Origin of the sequence: Paracoccus zhouxuedongae (genome assembly GCF_041927815.1) — a bacterium.
Classification (GTDB): domain Bacteria; phylum Pseudomonadota; class Alphaproteobacteria; order Rhodobacterales; family Rhodobacteraceae; genus Paracoccus.
The window spans coordinates 157,647-180,142 of sequence record NZ_JBHFHM010000006.1; the positions used below are offsets into that span (position 1 = coordinate 157,647).

Annotated in this window: 26 protein-coding genes and 1 tRNA gene; 10 read left to right on the plus strand and 17 right to left on the minus strand. The window is 66.0% G+C overall.

Going from position 1 to position 22,496, the window contains the following annotated elements:
• The first annotated feature begins 75 nt into the window (after positions 1-75).
• Together ACEYYA_RS09190 and ACEYYA_RS09195 are read left to right on the plus strand one after the other, a co-directional pair.
• Entirely contained in the window at positions 76-1,062 is a 987-nt protein-coding gene (locus ACEYYA_RS09190) for an NADPH:quinone oxidoreductase family protein (protein ID WP_374799860.1), read from the plus strand.
• A 158-nt stretch (positions 1,063-1,220) separates the two neighbouring features.
• The gene (locus tag ACEYYA_RS09195; protein WP_374799862.1) at positions 1,221-1,991 is read left to right on the plus strand and encodes a Bax inhibitor-1/YccA family protein; all 771 of its coding nucleotides are present in this window, start codon (positions 1,221-1,223) and stop codon (positions 1,989-1,991) included.
• 144 nt (positions 1,992-2,135) lie between these two features.
• Here ACEYYA_RS09195 and ACEYYA_RS09200 read toward each other — a convergent pair whose 3' ends face one another.
• The 5 genes from ACEYYA_RS09200 to ACEYYA_RS09220 all read right to left on the minus strand — a co-directional run bounded on the left by ACEYYA_RS09200 (position 2,136) and on the right by ACEYYA_RS09220 (position 5,365).
• Positions 2,136-2,552 (minus strand): GFA family protein, encoded by a 417-nt coding sequence (locus ACEYYA_RS09200; RefSeq protein ID WP_459349876.1) that lies wholly within the window; start codon positions 2,550-2,552, stop codon positions 2,136-2,138.
• A 139-nt stretch (positions 2,553-2,691) separates the two neighbouring features.
• A tRNA-Arg gene (locus tag ACEYYA_RS09205) sits at positions 2,692-2,768 on the minus strand.
• A gap of 145 nt (positions 2,769-2,913) precedes the next feature.
• Positions 2,914-4,257, minus strand: a complete 1,344-nt coding sequence (locus ACEYYA_RS09210) for a Hint domain-containing protein (protein ID WP_374799866.1) — start codon at positions 4,255-4,257, stop codon at positions 2,914-2,916.
• A gap of 159 nt (positions 4,258-4,416) precedes the next feature.
• Positions 4,417-4,905, minus strand: coding sequence for a GNAT family N-acetyltransferase (locus tag ACEYYA_RS09215; RefSeq protein WP_374799868.1), 489 nt, complete (start codon positions 4,903-4,905; stop codon positions 4,417-4,419).
• A 145-nt stretch (positions 4,906-5,050) separates the two neighbouring features.
• A complete protein-coding gene (locus ACEYYA_RS09220; RefSeq protein ID WP_374799870.1) occupies positions 5,051-5,365 on the minus strand; it encodes an ETC complex I subunit in 315 nt (104 codons plus the stop codon).
• 98 nt (positions 5,366-5,463) lie between these two features.
• On the opposite strand from ACEYYA_RS09220, the gene uvrB reads away from it, so the two are divergent.
• Positions 5,464-7,644: an excinuclease ABC subunit UvrB gene (gene uvrB / locus ACEYYA_RS09225; RefSeq protein WP_374799872.1), complete on the plus strand. Its 2,181-nt coding sequence runs from the start codon at positions 5,464-5,466 to the stop codon at positions 7,642-7,644.
• Positions 7,645-7,701: 57 nt separating this feature from the next.
• Here the strand turns inward: uvrB and ACEYYA_RS09230 are convergent, their stop codons facing one another.
• The 7 genes from ACEYYA_RS09230 to ACEYYA_RS09260 form a co-directional block, all read right to left on the minus strand.
• On the minus strand, positions 7,702-8,058 hold the full coding sequence (locus tag ACEYYA_RS09230) for an I78 family peptidase inhibitor (protein WP_374799874.1): 357 nt from the start codon (positions 8,056-8,058) through the stop codon (positions 7,702-7,704).
• Positions 8,059-8,195: 137 nt separating this feature from the next.
• Positions 8,196-8,447, minus strand: coding sequence for a DUF4170 domain-containing protein (locus ACEYYA_RS09235; RefSeq protein ID WP_374799876.1), 252 nt, complete (start codon positions 8,445-8,447; stop codon positions 8,196-8,198).
• Between the two features lie 58 nt (positions 8,448-8,505).
• Entirely contained in the window at positions 8,506-9,156 is a 651-nt protein-coding gene (gene parA / locus ACEYYA_RS09240; RefSeq protein WP_374799878.1) for a ParA family partition ATPase, read from the minus strand.
• 97 nt (positions 9,157-9,253) lie between these two features.
• Entirely contained in the window at positions 9,254-9,571 is a 318-nt protein-coding gene (locus ACEYYA_RS09245) for an antibiotic biosynthesis monooxygenase family protein (protein ID WP_374799880.1), read from the minus strand.
• A gap of 55 nt (positions 9,572-9,626) precedes the next feature.
• Complete coding sequence (locus ACEYYA_RS09250; RefSeq protein ID WP_374799882.1) at positions 9,627-10,937, minus strand: TRAP transporter large permease; 1,311 nt, start codon at positions 10,935-10,937, stop codon at positions 9,627-9,629.
• The gene (locus ACEYYA_RS09255) at positions 10,934-11,425 is read right to left on the minus strand and encodes a TRAP transporter small permease (RefSeq protein WP_374799884.1); all 492 of its coding nucleotides are present in this window, start codon (positions 11,423-11,425) and stop codon (positions 10,934-10,936) included. Before ACEYYA_RS09255 ends, ACEYYA_RS09250 begins: the two co-directional genes overlap by 4 nt.
• Complete coding sequence (locus ACEYYA_RS09260) at positions 11,425-12,477, minus strand: TRAP transporter substrate-binding protein (RefSeq protein ID WP_374799886.1); 1,053 nt, start codon at positions 12,475-12,477, stop codon at positions 11,425-11,427. Before ACEYYA_RS09260 ends, ACEYYA_RS09255 begins: the two co-directional genes overlap by 1 nt.
• 170 nt (positions 12,478-12,647) lie before the next feature.
• On the opposite strand from ACEYYA_RS09260, the gene ACEYYA_RS09265 reads away from it, so the two are divergent.
• Positions 12,648-13,709, plus strand: a complete 1,062-nt coding sequence (locus ACEYYA_RS09265; RefSeq protein ID WP_374799888.1) for a dipeptidase — start codon at positions 12,648-12,650, stop codon at positions 13,707-13,709.
• A gap of 73 nt (positions 13,710-13,782) precedes the next feature.
• Here ACEYYA_RS09265 and ACEYYA_RS09270 read toward each other — a convergent pair whose 3' ends face one another.
• From ACEYYA_RS09270 to ACEYYA_RS09290, 5 genes are all read right to left on the minus strand, one after another.
• Positions 13,783-13,983, minus strand: coding sequence for a hypothetical protein (locus ACEYYA_RS09270; RefSeq protein ID WP_374799890.1), 201 nt, complete (start codon positions 13,981-13,983; stop codon positions 13,783-13,785).
• A gap of 355 nt (positions 13,984-14,338) precedes the next feature.
• Entirely contained in the window at positions 14,339-15,193 is an 855-nt protein-coding gene (locus tag ACEYYA_RS09275; protein ID WP_374799892.1) for an ATP-binding protein, read from the minus strand.
• Complete coding sequence (tatC, locus tag ACEYYA_RS09280) at positions 15,190-16,086, minus strand: twin-arginine translocase subunit TatC (protein WP_374799894.1); 897 nt, start codon at positions 16,084-16,086, stop codon at positions 15,190-15,192. Before tatC ends, ACEYYA_RS09275 begins: the two co-directional genes overlap by 4 nt.
• On the minus strand, positions 16,083-16,625 hold the full coding sequence (gene tatB, locus ACEYYA_RS09285) for a Sec-independent protein translocase protein TatB (protein WP_374799896.1): 543 nt from the start codon (positions 16,623-16,625) through the stop codon (positions 16,083-16,085). The genes tatC and tatB overlap by 4 nt, the downstream gene beginning before the upstream one ends.
• Before the next feature lie 15 nt (positions 16,626-16,640).
• Positions 16,641-16,895, minus strand: a complete 255-nt coding sequence (locus ACEYYA_RS09290) for a twin-arginine translocase TatA/TatE family subunit (RefSeq protein ID WP_374799898.1) — start codon at positions 16,893-16,895, stop codon at positions 16,641-16,643.
• A gap of 183 nt (positions 16,896-17,078) precedes the next feature.
• On the opposite strand from ACEYYA_RS09290, the gene ACEYYA_RS09295 reads away from it, so the two are divergent.
• The 6 genes from ACEYYA_RS09295 (at position 17,079) to ACEYYA_RS09320 (ending at position 22,467) form a co-directional block, all read left to right on the plus strand.
• Positions 17,079-17,699, plus strand: coding sequence for a MarC family protein (locus tag ACEYYA_RS09295; protein ID WP_374799900.1), 621 nt, complete (start codon positions 17,079-17,081; stop codon positions 17,697-17,699).
• A gap of 97 nt (positions 17,700-17,796) precedes the next feature.
• On the plus strand, positions 17,797-18,375 hold the full coding sequence (locus ACEYYA_RS09300; protein ID WP_374799902.1) for a retropepsin-like aspartic protease family protein: 579 nt from the start codon (positions 17,797-17,799) through the stop codon (positions 18,373-18,375).
• A 70-nt stretch (positions 18,376-18,445) separates the two neighbouring features.
• Positions 18,446-19,129 (plus strand): type 1 glutamine amidotransferase, encoded by a 684-nt coding sequence (locus ACEYYA_RS09305; RefSeq protein WP_374799904.1) that lies wholly within the window; start codon positions 18,446-18,448, stop codon positions 19,127-19,129.
• Positions 19,129-19,752, plus strand: a complete 624-nt coding sequence (locus tag ACEYYA_RS09310) for an FMN-binding negative transcriptional regulator (protein WP_374799906.1) — start codon at positions 19,129-19,131, stop codon at positions 19,750-19,752. Before ACEYYA_RS09305 ends, ACEYYA_RS09310 begins: the two co-directional genes overlap by 1 nt.
• Before the next feature lie 37 nt (positions 19,753-19,789).
• Positions 19,790-21,157, plus strand: a complete 1,368-nt coding sequence (locus ACEYYA_RS09315; RefSeq protein WP_374799908.1) for a glutamine synthetase family protein — start codon at positions 19,790-19,792, stop codon at positions 21,155-21,157.
• Positions 21,157-22,467 carry an NAD(P)/FAD-dependent oxidoreductase gene (locus ACEYYA_RS09320; RefSeq protein WP_374799910.1) on the plus strand — a complete coding sequence of 437 codons (1,311 nt, stop codon included), beginning with the start codon at positions 21,157-21,159 and terminating at the stop codon, positions 22,465-22,467. The genes ACEYYA_RS09315 and ACEYYA_RS09320 overlap by 1 nt, the downstream gene beginning before the upstream one ends.
• The last annotated feature ends 29 nt before the right edge of the window (positions 22,468-22,496 follow it).

A 22,496-nucleotide genomic window follows, 5' to 3' on the forward strand; every position in this document is an offset into this window, starting at 1 on the left:
CGGCGGATGACGGCGTTCCGGCCATGGGCAAGGCCGAATGGCTGCGCTAACATGCGCCAACGATTGAGGTATGACATGACCGACCCCGCCCCGATGATGCGCGCCTGGCAGGTTCAGGACGGTGCCGAAGCGCCGCAGCCCGTCACCCTGCCCCGCCCGCAACCCGGTCCGGGCCAGGTCGGCGTTGCGATCCGGGCGGCGGCGTTGAATTTTGCCGATCTTCTGATGCTGCGCGGCCAGTATCAGGACACCCCGCCCCGCCCCTATGTGCCAGGGATGGAGGCGGCGGGCCTTGTCACCGCCACCGGGCCCGGCGTGACCAGCCTGTCGGTGGGCGACCGGGTGGCGGTCTTTGCCGGGCAAGGCGCCCTTGCCGAGGCCGGAGTGTTTGACGCAGACGCCTGCTGGCCGCTGCCCGAAGCGCTGGATTTCGCCACCGGTGCCGCGCTGCCCATCGCCCATGGCACCAGCCACCTGGCCCTGGCGCATCGCGCGGGCCTGCGAGCCGGTCAGGTGCTGGCGGTGCTGGGTGCGGCGGGCGGCGTCGGCCTGACCGCGGTCGAGATCGGCGCGCGGCTGGGTGCCCGCGTCATCGCCTGCGCGCGCGGCACGGACAAGCTGGCCATTGCACGCGCGGCCGGCGCGCATGAGGCGATCGACAGCACCGACCCCGACCTGCGCCAGCGCCTGCGCGATCTGGGCGGTGTCGATGTGGTCTATGATGCGGTCGGCGGCGCGCCGGGCGCTGCGGCCTTTGGCGCGCTGCGCCCCGGCGGGCAGTTCCTGCTGATCGGCTTTGCCGCCGGTGCGCCGCCCGATCTGAAGCTGAACCATGCGCTTGTGAAGAACCTGACTATTCACGGCCTTTACTGGGGCGGCTACCGCTCGCTCGACCCCGCTCTGCTGCGCGCCAGTCTGACCACCGTGCTGGACTGGGCGGCGGCGGGCCAATTGCGCCCCCATATCGGCACGCGTTTCGGCTTTGACGACCTGCCGCAGGCGCTGGAGACGCTGCGGGCCGGGCGCGGCACAGGCAAGATCGTCATCGACATGGACGCCTAAGCCGCGCCAAACCCACGCTGCGATGCAGAAAATACGACAATTTGAGGTCGCTTTTCCTTGAATCCTCCGGCCCCCGCGCCGATATTCGACCCCAAGGGGGCGTCAATCCCCGTCCAAGGGACCGGGGCACATGGCCCCGACGATCAACGGAGGCATTGATGGCCGATTACAACACATTGAACCGCAGCCATGCCGGCGCCCACAGCGCCGCCATCGACCAGGGGCTGCGCGTCTACATGAACCGCGTCTATGCGCTGATGAGCGTGGGGATGCTGATCACCGCGGGCTTGGCCTGGCTGATGTCGAACCTCGCGCTGTCGGCGGATCCGACGCCGTGGCAGATCGGCGCCGGGCGTTACCTGACCGAGTTCGGCAAGACCCTGTATCTGTCGCCGCTGAAATGGGTCATCATGTTCGCCCCGCTGTTGATCGTCTTTGCCTTCGGCGCGGCGATCAACCGGCTGTCGGCGCAGGCCGCGCAGGGCATCTTCTTCCTGTTCGCCGCGCTGATGGGCGTGTCGATCAGCTGGATCTTTGCCGTCTATACGCCGTTCTCGATCGTGCAGACCTTCCTGGTGACGGCCATCGCCTTTGCCGGCCTGTCGATCTATGGCTACACCACCAAGCGCGACCTGTCGGGCATGGGCACCTTCCTGATGATGGGCCTGATCGGCCTGATCGTCGCCTCGATCGTGAACATCTTCCTGAAGTCGGGCGCGATGCACTTTGCCATCTCGGCCATCGGCGTGCTGATCTTTGCCGGTCTGACCGCCTTTGACACGCAGCGCATCAAGCAGACCTATCTGGACCTGGCCAATTCCGACAGCGAGTTCCTGGCGAAGGGTGCCATCATGGGCGCGCTGTCGCTGTATCTGAACTTCCTGAACATGTTCCAATTCCTGCTGTCCTTCATGGGCTCGCAGGAATAAGGCTGACTGCCAAGCGGCATTGTCGACAAAAGGCCGGGGAAATCCCCGGCCTTTTTGCTTGACTGATCCTAACGGCGGTGCTGATCGACAGACAAGGCTGGTCCCTTGGCTGTGCCAGAAGCCTGCGGACAGGCGGTCAGCGTTTCATGAAGCGGGGCCGCCTTCCGACTGCGGGGCCTCATCGCAAATCTCATACCAGCCGGGCTTTTCAGACGTAAACTCATGAAACTGGTTTTTCAGGCCAAGGCCCGCATCCAGCGCATTCGCTGCAATCGGGAAGCTGTCCTCTTCGGACAGGATTTCACCCAATGACGAACCGCAGATCCGACAGAAGCAACGCTCATATTTATAAGGGGCGCCCGGCTTGTACGTCGCCACATTTTCCTTGCCACAGAGCCATCTCAGGTCATCGCGCTTGACAAAGACGATCGTGCTGGCCCCGGCCTTCCTGCAGCGGGAACAATGGCATGTTCCCATCATGGCTGGCGCAGCCAGCAATTCGAACTTCACGGCACCACAACAGCAACTACCTTGTATCATCCAGCCCCTTCCCTCATGCATTCCCACAGGAACAATACATGAACATTAAAAAGGCAGCAATCGCGGCTTTACGACCTGTCGGCCCATGATGAACGGCAGGCACGAAGGCGCAGGATCGGGACAGATTGCCAAGAAGGCCTGACGCCCAACCGGCCAAAGATGGCGGCCCCTACAGGATTCGAACCTGTGACCATTCGCTTAGAAGGCGAGTGCTCTATCCAGCTGAGCTAAGGGGCCGTGGCGCGTTCATGCGACAGCGGGCGGCGGTGTGCAAGGCCGCAGCGCAACGCCTGTGGTGCGGATGGATGCCTTCGGCGAGGATATTTGCGCCAAGAAGAAAGGGGCACCCGAAGGCGCCCCGATCCGTGCCCTGTGGCCGTGGTCACTGAACCAGCGGCTTGCCGTTTTGCGCGTGGCGCACCGCCAGCTTGCGGCCCATCCGCCCCGAGGCCAGGATGCGCGCGCCCACCGGCTGATAGTCGCGGCGGGCCAGTTCGGGGAAGATCGCAAGGATTTCCGCCCGCGCGGCGGCACCCACCGCCTTCAGCGCCTCTGGCCCGGTGAACAGGCTTTCCGAGGCCGCCCCGTTCGACGTGACCACCTCATGCGCGTCGAAAAGCATGTGGAAATAGTCGACTTCGGCCAGGTCGGTGGCAATGTCGATACCGTCGACTTGCAGCAACTGCTTGGCCGCGACCAGTACCTCGGGCGCGCCGAACAGCCGCTGCGCAATGGCCGATTGCACCAGGATGCGGTGCTGCGGGCTGACCAGCAGGTCGGCGGTCGGCTGCCCCGCGCCCAAGGCTCCGGCGCGGATGCGGATCGGCGCCAGATGCGGGCGGCGGGTCAGGTTGATGCTGCTGGTGCCGATCCAGCGGATCGGTTGCGCGCCATTGTCGCGGGTCATCACCATGTCGCCCTCGACCAGATCCTCGATCGCGACGGGGCCACGATCGGTCAGGATCATCGTGCCACGGGCGAAGCAGGGGGCCGGTTCGGCAACGGTGCCGAACACGATGTCGGACATATAGATATACGACGTTCCGGTGTTGCCACTGGTGGATGAATCACGAATGAACTCGACCTTGAAGCCAGTGATCGGCCCGGCGATCGACACCAGGATCTGATGATCGTTATTGTTGGTGGCGATGTTGTTAGAAATGTTATTGGCCGTCGCCGTCACCGAGGTGCCCGTCAGCGATTGGCCCTGGGTGGTGGCGGTGGCGCTGCCGTTCGAGAGGGTGACACCGTTGGTTATGGTGGACCTGCCCCCATCAAGGATCGTCAGCGTGACCGGCACGGCCTGTGTGCCATTATAGGCTGTGATCCTGACGGAATCGCGAAACAGGCCACGGTCCAGGTTGCTGATGGCAAACTTCACGTTCTCGACGGTGTCGGTGAAGCCGGTCTTTCCGTCAAAGCTTGTCTCAAGCGTGCCGACCGATCCGGTGCCACTGGCCGAACTCATCTTCAGCGCACTGGTTGTGCTGAACCCTTGCCCCGCGTTGAAATAGCCGCCGTAATTCTCTGGTTGATAGGGGTTGTTATCGGTGGCGAGCGTCGTCATGTCGGTGCCGCCTGCGGTGTCGACGATCTTGGTCGTCACCGTGTAGTTACCGGTATTTTGCGTATAGCTTAGCCCAGATGAGGGCACATTGGTCGATAGGGTTTGCCCCGTTGCGGTCACACCACCCGCACCGACCCAGTTGAAATCTTCCGTCGCCATAACAATCCTTTCAGACGGGGCGAGCCCCATCGCTGTCTGAGCAAAAGGTCAATTCAGACCCAAGAAAGGTCGGGCTTATGCCATGGGCGAGCGATTCTTACAAGCTTTAACCTTACTTAAATCGCAAAGACGTGAAGATTGTGGTTGTAACTTAATGACTTAGTTCACACCGTTTGACGGCATGGTGAAATCCAGCGTCATGAACACGCTCATCGGGTCTGCCCGATAGCCCAGAAACGGCCCGCATTCGGCAAAGCCGGCCGCCGCATAAAGCGCGCGCGCCGGGGTGAAGCTGGCCTGCGCGCCGGTCTCAAGGCTGAGGCGCGTCAGGCCCATGGCGCGGCCCTGGGCGATCAGGTGATCCAGCATCTGCCGGGCCAGGCCAAGGCCGCGCGCCTCGGCCAGCACATGCATCGACTTCAGCTCGCCATGGCCCGGCTCGATCACCTTGACAGCGCCCATCGCCAGCGGCTGACCCTCATCATCACGCGCGACGAAGAACGCGATTTCCGGCACGGCCAGATCGGCGCGGTCCATCATGTGAATGGATTCGGGCGGCGTATCGGCGTGGCAATGGTCGTGATGGCGCTGAAACAGCAGCGCCAGATCGTCGGTCAGCGGACTTTCGCGGGTGATGATGGCGGTCATGGCGATCCTTTCGGGGGCTGGCCACAGTCGGTCCCGCAGTCTTTCCCGCAGGCGCGCGCGGTCAGGCACCGGCACGCCAGACACGCCCACACGGCAACTTTTGTCACCGACAGTGCCAATTCTTTGGGCAGCCTTTCAGCCGGCCTCAGTGCGTCCAGGGGGCGCGGCGTTCGGTGGCGAAATTCTCGCCATAGCCGCGGGGGCGGATGATCGGCTTGCGCTTTTGCGCGGGCGCGACCACCGTCAGCTCGATCCCTTTTTCGCGGGCGTAATCCTCGGCGGCCTTGCGGCTGTCGAAACGCAGGCGGATCTGGGCGTTCATGTCGGATGATGATGTCCAGCCCATCAGCGGGTCAATGGCGCGCGGCGCGGCAGGTTCGAACTCAAGCATCCAGGCCCCGGTCTTGGCGGTGCCGGACTGCATGGCGTTGCGGGCGGGTTGATACAGACGTGCGCGCATGACGAACCCCTTTCGTGAACGGCCCCGTTATCGTCGGAACAGGCCCCTTGTGCAAGGGGGTCGCGGGGTCCACATTATCGCGGAACAAAGGTGAAACGATGGCCCATAACAACACCAATGCCCCGATGCCGCTGTATCACCTGCCCAAGCGCGAAAAGCTTGAGGGCGGGCGGCGGTTCGTCATGCACACGCCCTTTACGGCGGCGGGCGACCAGCCCACGGCGATTGCCGAACTGACCGCAGGTGTGCAGGCGGGTGAGCGTGATCAGGTGCTGCTGGGCGCGACCGGCACCGGCAAGACCTTTACCATGGCCAAGGTGATCGAGGCGACGCAGCGCCCGGCCATCATCCTGGCCCCGAACAAGACCTTGGCCGCGCAATTGTATGGCGAGTTCAAGGGCTTCTTTCCCGACAATGCGGTGGAATATTTCGTCAGCTATTACGACTATTACCAGCCCGAAGCCTATGTCGCCCGCACCGACACCTATATCGAGAAGGAATCCCAGATCAACGAGGCCATCGACCGGATGCGCCACTCGGCCACCCGGGCGTTGCTGGAACGCGATGATGTGATCATCGTCGCCTCGGTCAGTTGCATCTACGGCATCGGCTCGGTCGAGACCTACAGCGCCATGACGCAGGACATGGCGGTTGGCCAGATCGTCGATCAGCGCAAGTTCCTGGGCGAATTGGTCGCCCAGCAATACAAGCGCCTGGACACTGCCTTTCAGCGCGGCGCGTTCCGGGTGCGCGGCGATGTGGTGGAACTGTGGCCCGCCCACCTTGAGGATCGCGCCTGGCGCTTTTCCTTTTTCGGCGAAGAGCTTGAATCGATTGATGAGTTCGACCCGCTGACCGGCGCCAAGACCGACAGCTTCAAGCAGATCCGCATCTATGCCAACAGCCACTACGTCACCCCGCGCCCGACGCTGCAACAGGCGACCAAGGGCATTCGCGCCGAACTGGCCGCGCGGCTGAAGCAGTTGAACGACGAAGGCAAACTGCTGGAGGCGCAGCGGCTGGAACAGCGCACCAATTTCGACCTGGAAATGCTTGAGGCGACCGGCGTTTGCAACGGGATCGAGAACTATTCCCGCTATCTGACCGGCCGCGCGCCGGGCGAGCCGCCGCCCACCCTGTTCGAGTTCATCCCCGACAATGCCATTGTTTTCGCGGATGAATCCCATGTCAGCGTGCCGCAGATCGGCGGCATGTATCGCGGCGACTTTCGGCGCAAGTTCACCCTGGCCGAACATGGGTTCCGCCTGCCCTCCTGCATGGACAACCGCCCGCTGAAGTTCGAGGAATGGGACGCGATGCGCCCGCAATCGGTGTTCGTCAGCGCCACCCCCGCGGATTGGGAACTGGACCAGACCGGCGGCGTCTTTACCGAACAGGTGATCCGCCCCACCGGCCTCTTGGACCCCAAGGTCGAGATCCGAGCCGTCGAGATGCAGGTCGATGACCTGCTGGATGAGGTCCGTCGGGTCGCTGCCGCGGGGTTGCGCACGCTGGTCACCACGCTGACCAAGCGCATGGCCGAGGATCTGACCGAATATCTGCACGAACAGGGCATCCGCGTGCGATACATGCACAGCGACATCGACACGATCGAACGCATTGAAATCCTGCGCGATTTGCGACTGGGGGCGTTTGATGTGCTGATCGGCATCAACCTCTTGCGCGAGGGGTTGGACATTCCCGAATGCGGGCTGGTGGCGATCCTCGACGCCGACAAGGAGGGCTTCCTGCGGTCGGAAACAAGCCTTATCCAGACCATTGGCCGGGCCGCGCGCAATGCCGATGGCCGGGTCATCATGTATGCCGACCGCATCACCGGCAGCATGGAACGCGCGCTTGCCGAAACCGAACGCCGCCGCGCCAAGCAGATCGCCTATAACGAGGCGCATGGCATCACGCCCCAGACGGTGCGCAAGAATGTCGATGACGTGCTGGCCGGCCTCTGGCAGGGCGATACCGATCAGTCGCGCATCACCACCAAGGTCGACAAGCCGATGGTGGGGTCGAACCTGGCCGCGCATCTGGACGCGTTGCGGGTGCAGATGCGCAAGGCCGCCGAGAACCTTGAGTTCGAGGAAGCCGCCCGCCTGCGCGATGAGGTCAAGCGGCTGGAGGCGGTCGAGCTGGCCGTGGCGGATGACCCGCTGGCCCGGCAATCCGCGATCGATGAAGCGGCAGAGGCGGCGGTGAAATCCTCGGGGCGATCGACCGCCGGGCGCGCGGGGCAACGCGGCGGCAACAAGCGGCGCAAGCGCTAGGCCACGAAAAAGGGCGCCCCAAGGGGCGCCCTGTTCCGTGGTGGCAAGGCCTTTGGATCAGCCGCAGGTCACGCTGACCAGCTTGCCCGAGCGGTCGTATTCAAAGTTCACGCGGCTGCCGTTGAAATCCTGGGTCGTGGCCTGACCGGTGCGGTAGTGGCGGAACTCGGTGCCGGCGGGAACGCTGACGGCGGGCGATTTCTGGCCGACCAGATCCTGATAGCGCGCGGCGTTGCAGGTGTCGGCGACATTGGTCGCACCCGGCTGAACGGCGACAACGGTCGAGCCATCGGCGGCGGGCGCGGTGGCCACGACGCTGCCGTCGGGCGCGGCGACGGTGGTGGTGGTCACGGTCTCACAGGCGGCCAGCAGGAAGGGGGCGGTCACCAGGGCGATCAGGGCGGGGGCTTTCATGGGTCTCTCCATTGGCAGGTGGAATGTCTTTTGATACCCCATCAACGCCGCTGACCGGCATTGGTTGCATGGGTCGACACAATTTTGTTATCGACCGCGCCCCGCCCCTTTTCGGCCTGTTTCCGCCGGTTGGCCAGTCAGACCCCCAGTTCGGCAGTCGGGCTGGCCTCGCGGTTTTCGTCCATCAGGCGATGGATATGGGCAATGAAATAGCGGGTCTGGGCGCTGTCGACGGTGCGCTGCGCCTCGGCCTTCCAGGCGCGATGGGCACTGGCGTAATCGGGATAGACGCCGACGACATGGATCGCCGAAGGGTCGCGGAACTCGGTCGAAGCGGTCGAGACCAGCTCGCCACCGAACACCAGATGAAGCCGTTGCGGCTGTGTCATGACATACCTCTTGGGGTCTTTGGGTTGTGGCGGCACCCTAGCCGGGCAGCGGCACAGGTCAAGCCTTGGCGGGGTCGAGGTCCAGCCGGGCTGCGATTTCGGCGGCCAGGGTGGCGATCTCATGGGCGGCGGGGCTGCGCCCGGCCTCGGCCACGCCATCGCCCTGGCCCAAGGTCTCGGCATAGGCGACGCGGTTTCCCAGGCGGCCCTCGGCCAGATCGACACCCAGACCGGCGGCGGCCTGTTCGACCTCGGCGCCCAGCCGGGTGCCGGGACGCGTGCGGTTCAGGACGATCAGACAGGCGCGGCCTTCGCGCCGGGCCAGATCCAGCACGCCCTCTGTCGCCCACAGATCGACATGGCTGCTGGCAACCGGCACCAGCACCAGATCGGCGGCCCGCAGCGCCGGTCGCAGGTCGCTGTCGGCCTTGGGCGGGGTGTCGACGATCACCACATCGGCGTCGCGCGCCAGCTTTTCGCATTCATATTCCACGCCCCAGGCTGATGAGGTGGAAAAGCCCAAGGCCGCATCGTCGCCTCGCGCCTGGCGGCGGGTCATGAACCACCGCCCCAGGCTGCCCTGCGGATCGGTGTCCAGCAGCGCGACCGAATGCCCGGCCCGGCGCAGTGCGATGGCCAGATTGACGGCCAGGGTGGTCTTGCCCGACCCGCCCTTTTGCTGGGCAATGGTGATAATCCGTCCGGCCATGGCAGCTTTTCCTTGTGGCCCCGTTTGTCGCAGGTTCGCATGGCCCGCGCCGGAATGCACGGGGGAAATGCTGCGCCTGCGAAACGCCAGGGCGGGCCTAATAGGTCGCCGCGACCTCATACATGACCGGCTCGAACGACTTGGCAAGCGCGTGGATGTGGCGGTTCCTTTCGCGCATCTCGGGGGTGCGCAGCATCGCCTGATAATCGCGCCGGTCACGCCATTGCGAATAGCTGGCGATCCGGGTCTGGGCATCGTTCATATGCAGCGCCCCGGCGATGAAACCGGGTTGCTTGCTGATGACCTGTTCCCAGGCGTCTTGCAGCGCCTCAAGCAGGTCGGCGGCGGTGCCGGGCGACATTTCAAACGTGGTGATGACGGTCTGACCTTCAAAATCGCGGGTGATGCTGGCCATGGTGCGTGCCCCCTTTGCTATGGTGACGTCTGGCCCCATGCTGCCCGGTTTCGGCTCAGATCGCAAACAGCGTGATGGCGGGGACGGCCAGCAGTAGGGCGATGCGCAGGATGTCGGCGGCGACGAACCAGGTGACGGCGCGGAACACGGCGGGGGCCGGGGTGGCGCGGTCCATCGCGTTGATGACGAACAGGTTCATCCCCACCGGCGGGGTGATCAGCCCGACCTCGACCGCGATCAGCACGAGGATGCCGAACCAGATCGCCAGTTGGTCCGGCGTCAGGCCGAAATCGAGGCCCTGCACCACCGGCCAGAAGATCGGCACTGTCAAAAGGATCATCGACAGGCTGTCCATCACGCAGCCAAGGATCAGGTAAAGCACGAGGATCGCCACCATCACCATCCAGGGGCTCAGGCCCAGATCGACGACCGCCTGCGACAGGGCTTGCGGCACCTGCGCCAGTGCAAGAAAGCCGTTCAGCAACCCCGCGCCCAGCACGATGAAGAACACCATCGCCGTCGATTGCGCCGTCGCCAGCAGCGCGCGGGGCAGCGCGCCGCCGCGCAGGCCGCCGCTCAGCGCGGCGATCAGGCCGGTGCCGGCGGCGCCGATAGCGGCGCCCTCGGTCGGGGTGAACAGGCCGCCATAGATGCCGCCGACCACCGCCAGAAACACCGCCAGCACCGGCCAGACCAAGGCCAGGCGCCGCAGCCGCTCGCCCCAGCCGACCCGCGCCACGATCCCCGCCGCGTGGGGATGGCGGCGCACATAAAGCGCGATCACCGCCATATAGCTGGCCGCCGCCAGCAGCCCCGGCACGAAGGCAGCCAGGAACAGCTTGGCGATGTTCGCCTCGGTCAGTTGCGCATAGATGACCAACACGACCGAGGGCGGGATCAGGATGCCCAGCGTCCCCCCCGCCGCCAGGATCGCCCCGGCAAAGCCACCGGCATAGCCCGCGCGTTTCAGTTCGGGCAGCGCCGCCTGACCCATGGTGGCGGCTGTCGCCATCGACGACCCGCAGATCGCGCCAAAGCCCGCGCAGGCACCGATGGCGGCGATACCGACGCCGCCGCGCCGGTGGCCGACCAGCCCCTCGGCCGCACGAAACAGCGCCTGCGACATGCCGCCAAGCGCCGCGAACTGCCCCATCAACAGGAACATCGGCACGACCGACAGGGTATAGCTGGCATAGGTGGAAAACACCTCGGTCTTCAGCCGGGCCAGGATCATCGCCGGGCTGCCGGTCACCAGCCACAGCCCGCCCGCGCCGACAAGGGCCATGGCGAGGCCGATGGGCGCGCGGGCGAAGATCAGGCCTAGCAGGACCGGAAGCGACCAGAAGCCCATCTCAAGCGTGGTCATGCCCGCGCCCCCGGCAGGATCGCCCGCAGCGCCGACCAGGCGGCGATCAGCGCCGCGACCGCCGCCATCGGCAGCGCGCCCGCATAGGCCCACCAGACCGGGATCTGGCGCAGGAACGTCGTCTCGGCCGCCATGCGCTTGCCCGCCATCCCCTCGGCCAATTTCCAGGCGATCAGCGCCATGACCACCGCCAAGGCGACAGCCCACAGCCCGTCCAGCAAGGCCCAGCCGCGCGGGCCAAGCCGGTGGGTCAGCACATCGACCCGCGCATGGGCGCCGGTGATCTGGCAGAAGGGCAGAAAGGCAAAGACCGCCAGTGCGGTGCCCAGTTCGACCAGTTCATAATCGCCGGTGACCGGGCCAAAGCCCAAGGCGCGCGTGGTGATGCTGATGCAGATCATCGCGATCAGGGCGATCAGGATCGCCCCGCCGATCAGCGCCAGGGCGCGCGCAAGGGCCAAAGCCAGCCGGTCGATGCGCCCGATCATCAGGGTTTGGCGGGCGCGGCGGCGGGGGCTTCGGCCATCGCCGCGTCGATCCCCGCGCGGGTGCGCGCCAAAAGATCCGCCCCGTCAAAGCCCTGTGCGGCTGATCCATCGACCCAGGCCTCGATCACCGGCAGCGCGGCATCCAGCCAACGCATCGCCTCCTCGGGCGGCAGGGTCACGATGTCATTGCCGCGCGCGGCGGCCTCATCGCGCATCGGGGCATCGGCGCCTTGCTGGATCGCGCCGGCATGGGCAGAAAACGCCTCGCCCGAATGGGCGTCGATGATGGCGCGCAAGTCCGGGGCAAGGCCATCATAGACGCCCTTGTTCATCGCCAACATCAGCGGCGAGACATAGATGCCCTCGGTCGGAAACTGGGTGTGATGGCTGACCAGTTCGGCGATCCGCACCGATGACGTCACCTCCCACGGCAGCAGCGCGCCGTCGATGACGCGCTTGCTGACCGCCTCGGGCACGGCGGGCGCGGGCATCCCGACCGGCGTCGCACCCAGCTTTTCCAGAAGCTGCGCCGTCAGGCGTGAGGGGCTGCGCAGTTTCTGCCCCGCCATATCCTCAAGCCGGGCCACGGGCTTCGCCGAATGGATCACGCCGGGGCCGTGAACCCACAGGCCCAAGAGCTTGATGTCCTTGAACTCGGTCGGGATCATGTCGGTTTCGGCGATGCGCCACAGGGCGCGGCTGGCGGTCCCGGCGTCGGCCACCATGAAGGGCAGTTCCATCACCTCGGTGCGCGGAAAGCGGCCCGGCGTATAGCCCGGCAGCGTCCAGACCACATCGACCACGCCATCCTGCATCTGATCGATCAGATCGGCGGGCTTGCCGCCCAGCTGCATCGAGGGGAAGCGGTCGATGCGGATGCGGCCCTGGCTGTCGGCTTCGATCGCGTCGGCCCAGGGCTTCAGGATCTCGGCCGGCACAAAACTTTGATCGGGCAGGAAATAGTGCATCTTCAGCACCACCTCGGCCTCGGCCAGGGCGGGCCCTGCCCAGCCGGTCACGGCAATCACCGCGGCGATCAGCGTCTTGCGCATGGCACTCTCCCATCCCCTGCTGCGGCCCGCCTTATCGCAAGAAGGCGGGGACCGGGCAAGTGCGACCAGGGGGGAAGGCGCGGCCTTTGACGGCCACGATTTGACGGGCGCCATTTGACGGCTGGGCGCTGCCGTGCCAGCCTGCCGCAAACGACAACCCCGAGGTTTCCATGCGCCTGCCCAGCTTTGACGGCCACAACGATTTCCTGCTGAAGATCCTGCGCCAGCCCGAACGGCGCGCGGCGCTGTGGGCAGGCGACGGGACGACGCAGATTTCGCGCGCCCAGATGCAGGCGGGCGGCATGGTCGGCGGCATGTTCGCGGTCTATATCCCCTCGCCCACCCCGCATGACGACCCCGCGCTTGAGGCGGCGATGGAGAACCCGCCCTTTGTCATGCCGCTGGATGAACCTGTCGAGCTGGCCCATTCCCAGGCTGTCGCCCTGGCGATGATCGGCCATCTGAAGGCGCTTGAGCGGACGGGCGAATTGTCGATCTGCACCGACACCGCCGCGATCCGCGCGGCCATCGCAGCCGGGCGCACCGCCGCCGTCCTGCATATCGAAGGGGCCGAACCGATCGACCCCGATCTGGATGCGCTTTACCTGTTTCACGACATGGGCCTGCGGTCGCTGGGTCCGGTCTGGTCGCGCCCGACCGCCTTCGGCCATGGCGTGCCCTTTGCCTGCCCCTCAAGCCCCGATACCGGGCCGGGCCTGACCGAGGCCGGCCAGCGCCTGATCCGGGCCTGCAACGCGCTTGGCATCGCCATCGACCTGTCGCATCTGAATGAGGCGGGGTTCTGGGATGTGGCGCGGATCAGCGATGCGCCGCTGATCGCCACCCATTCCAACGCCCATGCGGTGACGCCCTCCAGCCGCAACCTGACCGACCGGCAACTGGCCGCGATCCGCGACTCGGGCGGCATGGTCGGGCTGAACTTCGCCGCAGCCTTCCTGGATCCCGAGGGCCGCCGCCGCGCCTTTGCCGGATGGGATCCGGTGCTGCGCCATCTGGACCACCTGATCGGGATTCTGGGCGAGGATCACGTCGGCCTTGGGTCGGATTTCGACGGCGCGCTGACGCCGGAAAACCTGCCCGATGCCGCCGCCCTGCCCGCCCTGTGGCAGGCCTTGGCCGATCACGGCTATGGCGCGGATCTGTTGCGGAAACTGGCGCTGGACAACTGGCTGGCGGCGCTGGATCGCAGTTGGCACCCGCCGCGCGCCTGAACGGGCGCGAACATAAGAAAAGACCGGAAGGCTGCGCCTTCCGGTCTGATCTTCGCTTGGAAGCGACTCGTGATTACGAGTTGCTGTCCGAAGCCAGGGCAGCAGCGATGCCCAGGACCAGCAGGGCCGGGACAACCCAGCCAGCGGCCGACGAGGCAGCCGACTGCTCGACGACGACCGGCTCGGCCTCGACGACCGGCGCAACGTAGCCACCGGCGAAAGCGGTGCCAGCGGTCAGACCCAGAACCAGGGCGGTGGTAGCGATCTTTTTCATGATATGCTCCGTCTTTTCACTGTAGAAAGCCGCCGTGTTCGACAGCATCGCAGCGACATTTACACGAGTTACCGGGATTGCAAAGGGGGAATCCCCCGGCACGCGACCGACATGCCCCAGGACTGTTGCAGATTAGCAATCCCCATCAGGTCGGAACCGGTCAACTTTATGATTTGCAACGATAAATCATTTGCGCCGCCGCATCCTGAAAAGCCACAGCCGATGATCTGCCGGGCGGATGGGAACTTTGTGGCGCCGGCGGGGTTGGTCACCGCTCATCACAAATCCGACAAGACAAGGGTGAATTGCCCCTGACCGGCTGGTTATGCGCCCTTCCCGCGCGCGCAGGCCGCGCCTAAAGCGCGATTCCTCGGCGCCCGGCATAATCGGTGAAGAACTGCCAAGCCACCCGCCCCGACCGCGCGCCGCGCGTGGCCTGCCATTCGATCGCCTCGGCGCGCAGGGCCTGCGGGTCGACCGCCAGCCCATAGGCCGCGCAATAGCCCGCGATCATCGACAGATATTCATCCTGGCCGCAGGGATGGAACCCCAGCCACAGACCGAATCGATCCGACAGCGAGACCTTTTCCTCGACCGCTTCGGCGGGATTGATGGCGGTCGATCGCTCGTTTTCGATCATGTCGCGCGGCATCAGGTGCCGCCGGTTCGAGGTCGCATACAGAATCACATTCGCAGGCCGCCCCGCGACGCCGCCATCCAGCACCGCCTTGAGGCTTTTGTAATGCTGATCGTCATGGGAAAACGACAGATCGTCGCAAAACAGCACAAAGCGGGTGTCGGGCGCTGTCGCCAGCACGGCCAGCAGGCGGGCGACCGAGGGGAGATCCTCGCGCGCAAGTTCGACCAGAACCAGGGGCAGACCTTCGGCCCGCAGGCGCGCATGGACGGCCTTGACCAGCGACGACTTGCCCATGCCGCGCGCGCCCCACAGCAGCGCGTTGTTGGCCGCCGCCCCTTCGGCGAACTGCCGTGTATTGGCCAGCAGCGTGTCGCGCGCGCGGTCGATCCCCTGCAACAGGTCCAGATCGACATGCGCCACCTGCGGCACCGGCTGCAATCGGTCGGGCGCGACATGCCAGACATAGGCCGGGGCCGCGTCGGCTGCAGCGAAATCGGGCAGCGGAACCGGCGCGGGCGACAGCCGTTCCAGCGCCGCCGCGATGCGGTCCAGCGCCGGGCCGTCGCTCATGCCCGGCCCTCATCGGCTTCTTCCTCGACGTCATCGACCCACAGGCCTTCGGCGCGCAACTGCGCCTCGCGCGTCTTTTCCATGCGGCGGATGATGAAGATCGAGATTTCATACAGCGGATAGACCGCCGAAAACAGGATCATCTGGCTGATGACATCGGGCGGCGTGACCACCGCCGACAGCAACAGGATGGCGACGAAGGCATATTTGCGGGTGCTGACCAGCGCGGCCGAACTGATCAGCCCGGCCTTGCCCATCAAGGTCAGCAGCACCGGCAACTGGAAGCACAGGCCGAAGGCCAGGATGAACTTCATGGTCAGGCTAAGGTATTCCTGCATCGAGCCTTGGAACACGACGCCGGTCGGCGCGGTATTCAGCACCTGGCCCGCGGCCTGCGCGGCGGCCTGCGCCTCGGTGCTGGTGCCGGCCAGCGGGCCTTGCTGGAAGCTGAGGAAAAAGCTGAAAGCGGTCGGCAGCACGACGTAATAGGTGAAGGCCGCGCCCAGAAAGAACATCACCGGCGAGGCGATCAGAAACGGCAGGAAAGCCTGCTTTTCCGACCGGTAAAGGCCCGGGGCCACGAAGCGCCACAATTGATAGGCGATCACCGGAAAGGCCAGCACCAGCCCGCCGAACAGCGAGATGTTGATGGCGACGAACAGCCCTTCTTGCAGCTTGATCAGCACCAGGCCGCAATCCTGGCTGCGGTCGGCCAGTGCATCGCACATCGGCCGCGCCAGAAAGTTGAAGACCGGGTTCCAGACCATGAACACGATCAGCATCGCGGCGACAAAGGCCGCTGCCGACCACATCAACCGTTTGCGCAATTCACGCAGATGTTCGATCAGCGGCGCCGAACTGTCGTCGATCTGGTCGTTCTCGCGCGCGGTCATTCGTCGTTCCGTGGGGGGCTGGCTTCGCGCGTGGCGGCGCGGCGGGTTTTCGATCCGGTGCGCCGCACCGGCTGCGCGGGCGCACTGGCCGGTGAGGCGACCGAGGGGGCGGCGGCTGCGGGCGGTTCCGGTGCGGGTGCTGTGCGGAAGGTCACGACCTCATCCGTCGCAGGCGTGGCCACCGGGGCAACCGGGCGCGGCATCGCCGGATCGGGCTGGGGGCTGGGCTTGTCGCTGGCCTTGGCCGGGATCTTGGGCTCCCATTTCTCGAACCGGTCGGCGGCGCGATCCAGCGCATCCAGCCCCAGGTTCTTGGCCGAGGTCATGTTGCGCAACCCGTCCAGGTCTTTCTTGACGTCATCCAGTCCCGCCGATTTCGCCGCATCCTCCATGGCCGAGCTGAACTCGCGCGCCATGGCACGGGCGCGGCCCGTCATCCGCCCCAGGCTGTGAAACAGCCGGGGCAGTTCCTCGGGACCGATGATGACCAGCGCGGCAACGCCGATCAGCAGAAGTTCGCTCCAGCCGATGTCGAACATCGCGGGTGCCGGACCTTAGAGCTTGGTCTTGTCGGCGGGATCCACAACCGGATCGACCGCCGGCGGGGCCGGAACCTGCGGCGGCGTGACATCTCGCGGCTTGTCGCTGGCCGCGTCCTCGATCTCGGCGCTGCTGTCGCGGACGCCGCGCTTGAAGGCGGTGATGCCCTTGCCGACTTCGCCCATCAGCGCAGACACCTTGCCGCGCCCGAACAACACCAGCAACACAACGGCAATGACCAGAATCTCGGTGACACCGAAACGACCCATGGCGGATCTCCCTGTTTCGGGGCCGGCGTGCGGCCCCCTGACTGTGATACCCCCATTTATGGCCTGCGGGGCGGCAGATAAAGCCCTTATCGGCAGCGTCACCCCGCCGCAGCCCGCCACCGGCCTGTGACGCACGCGGAATTGACGGCTGGCGCGGGCGCGCGCGCGGGGCTATGACGCGGCATGGAACTGACCTTTGCCCTGACCGCCTTTGTCACGCTGTTCGTGGTTGTCGACCCGATCGGTCTGGCGCCGCTGTTCATCGCGCTGACGCCGGGCGCGACGGCGGCGCAGCGCCGCCGCATGGGCCTGCGCGCCGTGGCCATCGCCGCCGTGCTGCTGACTGCCTTCGGCTTTTTCGGGGATGCGCTGCTGGCCTCGATCGGGATTTCGATGCCGGCCTTTCGGATTGCGGGCGGGGTAATGCTGTTTCTGACCGCGCTGGACATGCTGTTTGAACGCCGCACCCAGCGGCGCGAGGGGCAGCAGGCCGAGGCCACGCATGACCCTTCGGTCTTTCCGCTGGCCACGCCCCTGATCGCCGGGCCGGGGGCGATGGCGACGATGATCCTGCTGGTCGGCCAGGGCGACGGCTTCGGCCATCTGATCGGCGTGCATCTGGTGATGCTGGCGGTTCTGGGCTGCTGCTTTGCGCTGTTTCTGATCGCCGGATCGCTGGAGCGCGCCCTGGGGCGGACCGGCACGATGGTGGTGACGCGGCTGCTGGGGATGCTGCTGGCGGCGCTTGCGATCCAGTTCATGCTGGACGGGCTGATCGGCGCGGGCGTCATCGGCCGGGCATGATCTGGGCGCGGGGCTGAGCCGACCCACGGCCATGTGATCGGCTGGATCGGTGACAAGCCCCTGCCCCGCCCCCAGATCGCAGGCGAAAGGACAATACATGACCGGCGATGAACTTGGACGTCTGGCCTATCTGGCGCTGCTGCTGGCGGCGGTCGGCGGCTATGCGGTGGCGGCGGCGCGGCGCGATCTGGGCCAGTCGCTGCGACTGGGCGCCTTGTGGACGCTGATCTTTCTGGGCGCCATCGCGGTGGCGGGGCTGTGGGGCGACATCCGTTCGACCATCGCGCCCACCCAGGCCACCACCGGCCCCGGCCGGATCGAGGTGCCGCTTGGCCCCGACGGCCATTTCCACCTGCGCGCCGAGGTAAACGGCACCCCGATCCGCTTTGTCGTCGATACCGGCGCGACCTCGATGGTGCTGAGCCGCGCGGATGCCGCCAAGGTCGGGCTGAACCCCGATCAACTGGCCTATTTCGGCCAGGCGCGCACCGCCAATGGCACGGTGCGCACCGCGCCTGTCACGCTGGACCGGGTGGTGATCGGCCCGTTCGACGATCGCGGCGTGCGCGCCGTGGTCAATGACGGCGAGATGCGCGGATCGCTTTTGGGCATGTCTTATCTCTCCAGCTTTGCCAGCGTCACCTTTCGCGGGCAGACGCTGGTGCTGGAACGCTAGCCCCCCTTGCGGGCCTGCCGCGCGCGGGCCTAGGGTGCGGCAAACCCATCCACCTGCTCACGGATCAGACATGCAGATCGGCATCCTGCAATGCGGCACCGCGCCCGACGACCTGCGCCCCGAAACGGGCGATTACCCCGACATGTTCCAGCGTCTGCTGGCCGATCAGGGCTTCACCTTCCGCACCTGGCATGTCGAGGACATGGCCTTTCCCGACAGCATCCATGATGCCGAGGGCTGGCTGCTGACCGGATCGCGCCACGGCGTCTATGAGGATCACGCCTTCATCGCGCCGCTGGAAGATTTCATCCGCCGCGCCTTCGATGCGGGCGTGCCGATGGTCGGCATCTGCTTTGGCCATCAGATCATCGCGCAGGCGCTTGGCGGGACCGTCGAAAAGTTCGACGGCGGCTGGGCGGTCGGCACCCAGCATTATGACTTCGATGGCGAAAAGATCAGCCTGAACGCCTGGCATCAGGATCAGGTGATCGCGCCGCCGCCGATGGCGCAGACCGTCGCCCGCAACGATTTCTGCGCCCATGCCGCGCTGATCTATCCCGGCCGCGCTTATACCGTGCAGGCCCACCCCGAGTTTCAAGACGACTTCATTGAGGGGCTGGTCCACAAGCGCGGCCGCGGCAAGGTTCCCGATACGGTGCTGGACGCAGCACTTGGGCGGCTGGGGCAGGCGACCTCATCTGGCGTGATCGCGCGGCGCATCGGTGATTTCTTCCGCCAGAACCGCGCCGGCTGATGTATCGCCCGCCCGCCTTTGCCGAGGATGACCCGGAGGTGCTGGCGGCGCTGATCGCCGCGCATCCGCTGGGCCTGTTGATCACCCATGGCCCTGACGGCGTGATGGCGGGGCCGCTGCCGTTTCAACTGACGGATGGCGTGTTGCGCGCGCATCTGGCGCGGGCCAATCCGCAGATCGCCCAGATCGCCGCCCAGCCCGACGTGCTGGTGGTGTTTCAGGCGGGCGACGCCTATGTGCATCCGGGCTGGTATCCGTCCAAGGCGGACCACGGCCGGGTGGTGCCGACCTGGAACTATGCCATGGTGCAGGTTCGCGGCCGCGCCCGGCTGGATGACAGTGCCGATTTCCTGATGCCGCAGATCACCGCCCTGACCGAGGCGCAGGAACAGGGCCGCCCCGACCCCTGGGCGGTCAGCGACGCACCTTCCCCCTTTATCGCCGCGCAGATGCGGGGCATCATCGGCCTTGAAATCGGGATCACCCAGATGCAGGGCAAGTTGAAACTGTCGCAGAACCGCAGCCCCGCCGACCGCGCGGGCGTGCGCGCCGGCCTGATGGCCGAGGGCGACCCGCTGGCCCGGCTGATGCCCGACCCGGCCGCGTCAACGCCCGACGCCTGAGCACCTGCCCCCTCGACCCTGCCCGAAAGGCAACCCCATGTCCCCCCGTCAACCCGACTGGATTTCCCGCATCCCCGCCGCCGCCCGCGACTATATCGCCGGACGCCGCCTGGATGAGGTCGAATGTATCGTCGCCGACATCGCCGGTGTCGCGCGTGGCAAGGCCATGCCCGCCAGCAAGTTCGCCCATCAGGACAGTTTCTACCTGCCCAACTCGATCTTTTTGCAGACCATCACCGGCGAATGGGCCGACAATCCGCAGGGCGCGTTCACCGAACCCGACATGATCCTGGTGCCGGATTTCACCACCGCCACCGCCGCCCCCTGGACCGCCGATGTGACGCTGCAGGTCATCCATGACGCGATGGACCAGCAGGGCCGCCCTGTCGGCACCGCGCCGCGCAACGTCTTGAAACGCATCGTCGATCTTTATGCCGCCGAAGGCTGGGCACCGATCGTCGCCCCAGAGATGGAGTTCTTTCTGGTCGCCCGCAACATCGACCCGAACATGCCGGTGATGCCACCGATGGGCCGGTCGGGCCGCCGCGCCGCCGCCAAACAGGCCTATTCCATGTCAGCGGTCGATGAATACGGCAAGGTGATCGACGACATCTATGATTTCGCCGAGGCGCAGGGCTTTGAAATCGACGGCATCCTGCAAGAGGGCGGCGCGGGTCAGGTGGAAATCAACCTGAACCACGGCGACCCGGTGGGTCTGGCCGATCAGATCTTCTTCTTCAAACGCTTGATCCGCGAGGCCGCGCTGCGCCACGACTGCTTTGCCACCTTCATGGCCAAGCCGATCGAGGGCGAACCGGGATCGGCGATGCACATTCACCATTCGGTCGTCGACATCAAGACCGGGCGCAACATCTTTTCCGACGACAAGGGCGCGGAAACGCCCGAGTTTCTGCATTTCATCGCCGGGATGCAGAACCACCTGCCCGCCGCAGTGGCGCTGCTGGCGCCCTATGTGAACAGCTATCGCCGCTACGTCCCGGATTTCGCCGCCCCCATCAATCTGGAATGGGGCCGCGACAACCGCACCACCGGGCTTCGGGTGCCGATCTCCTCGCCCGCCGCGCGGCGGGTGGAAAACCGGCTGGCGGGGATGGATTGCAACCCCTATCTGGGCCTCGCCGCAAGCCTGGCCTGCGGCTATCTGGGCCTGAAGCAGGCGCAACTGCCGCGCGCCGAATGCCTGGGTGACGCCTATATGTCGGAAGATGAACTGCCGCTGACCCTGGGCGACGCGCTTGACCTGCTGGAAGAAAACGCGGCCATGCGCGAGGTGCTGGGGCCGGACTTTTGCCTGGTCTACGATTCGGTGAAACGCAATGAATACAAAGAGTTCCTGCAGGTCATCAGCCCGTGGGAGCGCGAGCATCTGCTGCTGAACGTGTGATGAACCTGCTTTACGCCAACGACCGGCCCGGCGCCTATCCGGCCAGCTATTACGCGGCCACCGCCGATCTTCTGGCACCGCAGCCGCCCTTGCGTGGGCAGGCGCGGGCCGATGTCTGCGTGATCGGCGCGGGCTATACCGGCCTCTCAGCCGCGCTGCATCTGGCCCGCGCCGGCCGCCGGGTGCTGGTGCTGGATGCGCATCGCGCGGGGTTTGGCGCCTCGGGGCGCAATGGCGGCCAGGTCGGGTCGGGCCAACGGCTTGAGGTCGATGATCTGGAACAGATGGCCGGGCAGGGCACCGCCCGCCGCCTGTGGGACATGGCCGAGGCCGCCAAGGCCTTGGTCCGCGATCTGGCGGCGGCAGGCGGCGTGGCCTTTCACCCCGGCATCGCCCATGCCTGCCGCAGCGATGCCGAAGTCGCCCATGCCCGTGTGATGGCCGAACGGCTGGCGCGCGATTATGGCTATGACCAGATCACACCGCTGGACCGCGCAGCCTTCCGCGACCTCGTGCCCTCACCTGCCTATGTCGGCGGCGATCTGGACCGGGGCGCGGGCCATCTGCACCCGCTGAATTACGCACTTGCCATCGCCCGGCAGGCGCTGGATGCCGGTGCGATCCTGCATGAGATGTCGCCGGTCCACGCCATCACCCATGCCAGACGCGCCGATCAGCAGACGGTGGTGATGACCGATCGTGGCCGGGTGATCTGCGATCAGGTGATCCTGGCCGCCAATGGCTATCTGGGCAGCCTGAACACCCGCATCGCCGCCCGCGTGATGCCGATCAACAATTATATCGTGGCGACCGAACCGCTTGGGGAGCGCGCCGCATCCGTCCTGCGCGACCGCATCGCGGTAGCAGATACCAAGTTCGTGGTGAATTACTGGCGTCTTTCCGATGACGACCGGCTGATCTTCGGCGGCGGCGAGACCGTCAGCTACCGCTTCCCGCGCGACATCGCCGCCAAGGTCCGCAAGCCGCTGGCGCAGGTCTATCCCCACCTCGCCGATGTGAAAATCACCCATGCCTGGGGCGGCACGCTGGCGATCACCCTGAACCGGATGCCATTCTTCGACCGCCCGGCCCCGAATGCGCTGTCAGCCAGCGGCTTTTCCGGCCACGGCGTCGCCATGGCCACGCTGGCCGGCAAGATGATGGCCGAGGCCGTGCAGGGCCAGTCCGAGGGGTTCGACACCATGGCCGCCCTGCCCGCCCGCGCCTTTCCCGGCGGCGGGATGCTGCGGTGGCCGCTGCTGGTGGCGGGCATGGGCTGGTATGCGTTGCGCGACCGGCTGGGCCGCTGAAACGACCCTGCCCTTCTTTCTTGCCCAAA